This window comes from uncultured Thiodictyon sp., assembly GCF_903828115.1.
Classification (GTDB): domain Bacteria; phylum Pseudomonadota; class Gammaproteobacteria; order Chromatiales; family Chromatiaceae; genus Thiodictyon.
Window position 1 is genome coordinate 1 of sequence record NZ_CAIKKU010000476.1, and the last position, 2,888, is coordinate 2,888.

At 67.4% G+C, this 2,888-nt stretch carries 3 protein-coding genes and 1 tRNA gene; all 4 read right to left on the reverse strand.

All coding sequences use genetic code 11. The features are described 5' to 3' along the window. Positions 1-377: 377 nt before the first annotated feature. Positions 378-893, reverse strand: coding sequence for a transcription antitermination factor NusB (gene nusB / locus QZY48_RS17505; protein WP_295433382.1), 516 nt, complete (start codon positions 891-893; stop codon positions 378-380). Between the two features lie 7 nt (positions 894-900). Continuing rightward, complete coding sequence (ribE, locus tag QZY48_RS17510) at positions 901-1,371, reverse strand: 6,7-dimethyl-8-ribityllumazine synthase (RefSeq protein ID WP_295433385.1); 471 nt, start codon at positions 1,369-1,371, stop codon at positions 901-903. A gap of 54 nt (positions 1,372-1,425) precedes the next feature. Beyond that, the gene (gene ribBA, locus QZY48_RS17515; protein WP_295433387.1) at positions 1,426-2,547 is read right to left on the reverse strand and encodes a bifunctional 3,4-dihydroxy-2-butanone-4-phosphate synthase/GTP cyclohydrolase II; all 1,122 of its coding nucleotides are present in this window, start codon (positions 2,545-2,547) and stop codon (positions 1,426-1,428) included. 139 nt (positions 2,548-2,686) lie between these two features. Further along, positions 2,687-2,763: transfer RNA gene (locus QZY48_RS17520), tRNA-Pro, on the reverse strand. Between the last annotated feature and the right edge of the window lie 125 nt (positions 2,764-2,888).

Genomic DNA, 2,888 nt, shown 5'->3' on the forward strand with positions numbered 1-2,888 from the left:
TGGATGCGCCCCCAACCGGAGGTCGAGGCTTTACCGTTAAAGTGCGTAGTCAGGCCATCCTGGCCTGACGGTTTCGGGGCTGGAACAGTCAGGGCTGGAAGCCCTGACTACGCCGCCGCGCACGCCGGCCATCGAGCTAGCGGTCGAGAGGGCTTTCATGTTCCGGGGTGGCGCGGGTGCCATGACCGCTAGCCGGCGGGCGCCGCAGTCCCGTGGAGCGAATCAGCCAAGCTCATCGACCCCACCCGTAGGGTCCGCTGCGCGGACCACTCACCTCGCTCTGAGCGGGGTGGCTGGTACCCTGGAACAAGGCCGGGAAACCGGCACCAGCCAGGGGCGCGCAAACGCGCAGGCCGGAAATTGAACCTGTCCCCAGATCAGCCCCCGGCACTGCGGGCGGCGGCCCGGCGCGCGAGCTTGTCGAGTACACCGTTGACATAGCGGTGACCCTCGTGGGCACCCAGGAGCTTGGTGAGTTCGACCGCCTCGTTGATGGCGACACCGGCGGGGATCGCGGGGGAGAAGAGGATCTCGTAGGCGCCGATGCGCAGGATGGCCAGTTCCACCGGGTCGACCTGGGTAAGGGGGCGGTCGAGCACGCCATTGAGCGCCGCGTCGAGCGCGGCGACCTCGGCGGGCACGCCCTTCATCAGACCGTCGAAGAGTTCCAGGTTGAACTTGAAGCGGTTCTTGGGATCGACGACGGCGTCTTCCTCGGCCCCGCTCAGAGAGTTGGTCAGGGCGTCCAGCCACTCCGGGTCATTGAGCATGTGCGCGCGGATGGTGGCCGGGTCCTCCCGCGTCAGGTGCCATTGATAGAGGGCCAGGGCGGCGTAGCGCCGGGCCTGGGTGCGGGGGCTGACGCCGACCCGGTCGCTGGGGGGCTTGGCCATGGCGGCCTCAGCCCAACTGCCGCAGCAGGTCGACCATCTCCAAGGCCGACAGGGCGGCCTCCGCACCCTTGTTGCCGGCCTTGGTGCCGGCGCGCTCGACGGCCTGCTCGATGCTGTCGACCGTGAGGACCCCGAAGGCGACCGGCAGGCCGTACTTGAGGCTCACCTGCGCCATGCCCTTGACGCACTCGCCCGCCACATACTCGAAATGCGGGGTGCCGCCGCGGATCACCGCGCCCAGGGCGATGATGGCGTCATAGCCGCCCTTCCTGGCGATACGCTCGATCGCCACCGGCATCTCGAAGGCGCCCGGTACCCGCACGATGGTGAGGTCGGACTCCGCCACCCCGTGGCGCAGCAGCGCGTCCAGCGCGCCCCTCTCCAGGTGCTCCACGATAAAGGCATTCCACCGCGCTACCACCAGACAGAAACGGGCCTGGTCGGCGCGCAGGACGCCCTCGATGGTCTTGATGGTCATGGTCCGGTCTTCCAATGGTCAGCGTTCATTTGCGGACATAATTCGTAACCAACCTCAGTGCTCGCCGCCGACGTATTCCACGACCTCCAGGTCGAACCCGGAGATGCCGTGCATGGCCTTGGGCGCGCTCATGACCCGCATCTTGCGCACCCCGAGATCGGCCAGGATCTGGGCGCCGATGCCATAGGTGCGCAGTTCGCTGCGATCCTTCGGGCGCCGCACCGGCAGCGGGTCCGGACCGTCGTGCGTCTGGAGGGTACGCAGACGGGCCAGGAGATCCAGGGCGCCGTCGCGGTTGCGCAGGATGACGATGACGCCTTGGCCGGTCTGCGCGATCCGCGCCATGACCGACTGCAAGGGCCAGCCGCAGCCGGGGTGACGGGTGCCGAACAGATCGCACAGTGTGTTCTGCAGGTGCACCCGGACCAGGGTCGGCCGCTCGGGGTCGATCTCGCCCATGGTGAGGGCCAGGTGAATCTCGTTGTCGATGTTGTCGCGGAAGGCCACCACCCGGAAGGTCCCGAATTCGGTGGGCAGTTCGCACTCGCAGACCCGGGAGACGGACTTTTCGTGGCGCACCCGATAGTGGATCAGGTCGGCGATGGTGCCGATCTTGATCCCGTGGGTCGCGGCGAACGCCTCCAGGTCCGGGCGGCGCGCCATGCTGCCGTCATCGTTCAGGATCTCGACGATGACCGCGGCGGGCTCGAAGCCGGCCAGGCGGGCCAGGTCGCAGCCGGCCTCGGTGTGGCCGGCGCGCACCAGCACCCCGCCCGGCTGGGCCATCACCGGAAAGATGTGTCCCGGTTGGACCAGGTCCGCGGGGTCGGCGTCCGACGCCACCGCGGCCCGGATGGTGACGGCGCGGTCGGCGGCGGAGATCCCGGTGCTGACACCCTCGGCTGCCTCGATGGAGACGGTAAAGGCGGTGTTGTATGGGGTCTGGTTGTCGCTCACCATGAGCGGCAGGCGCAGTCGCTCGCACCGCTCCTGGGTCAGGGTGAGACAGATCAGACCGCGCCCGAAGCGGGCCATGAAGTTGACCGCCTCCGCCGTGACGCAATCGGCGGCGAGCAGGAGGTCTCCCTCGTTTTCCCGATCCTCGTCGTCCATGATGATGACCATGCGCCCGGCGCGCAGGTCCTCGATGATTTCTTCGCTGCTGTTCAGGGACATGGGCGGGGACTGCCGGAAAATCGAGGGATGGGGCCGGGGGTGCCGACACAGGCTCCGCTGTGCACCGCGGCAGGGTGTCCGGGAGGTCAAAACGGAAAAGGGCGGTAACAGATGGCTCCGTTACCGCCCGATTCACAATTGGTCGGGGCGAGAGGATTTGAACCTCCGACCACCTGAACCCCATTCAGGTGCGCTACCAGGCTGCGCTACGCCCCGGAAAGATCGACAAGGTTACGTGTCGCGGCGCCCGGTGTCAACGTGCAAGCGTGCCCCGGGTACGCTGTCGTTGTCGTTGTCGTTGTCGTTGTCGTTGTCGTAATCGAACAATCCGACCACGACCA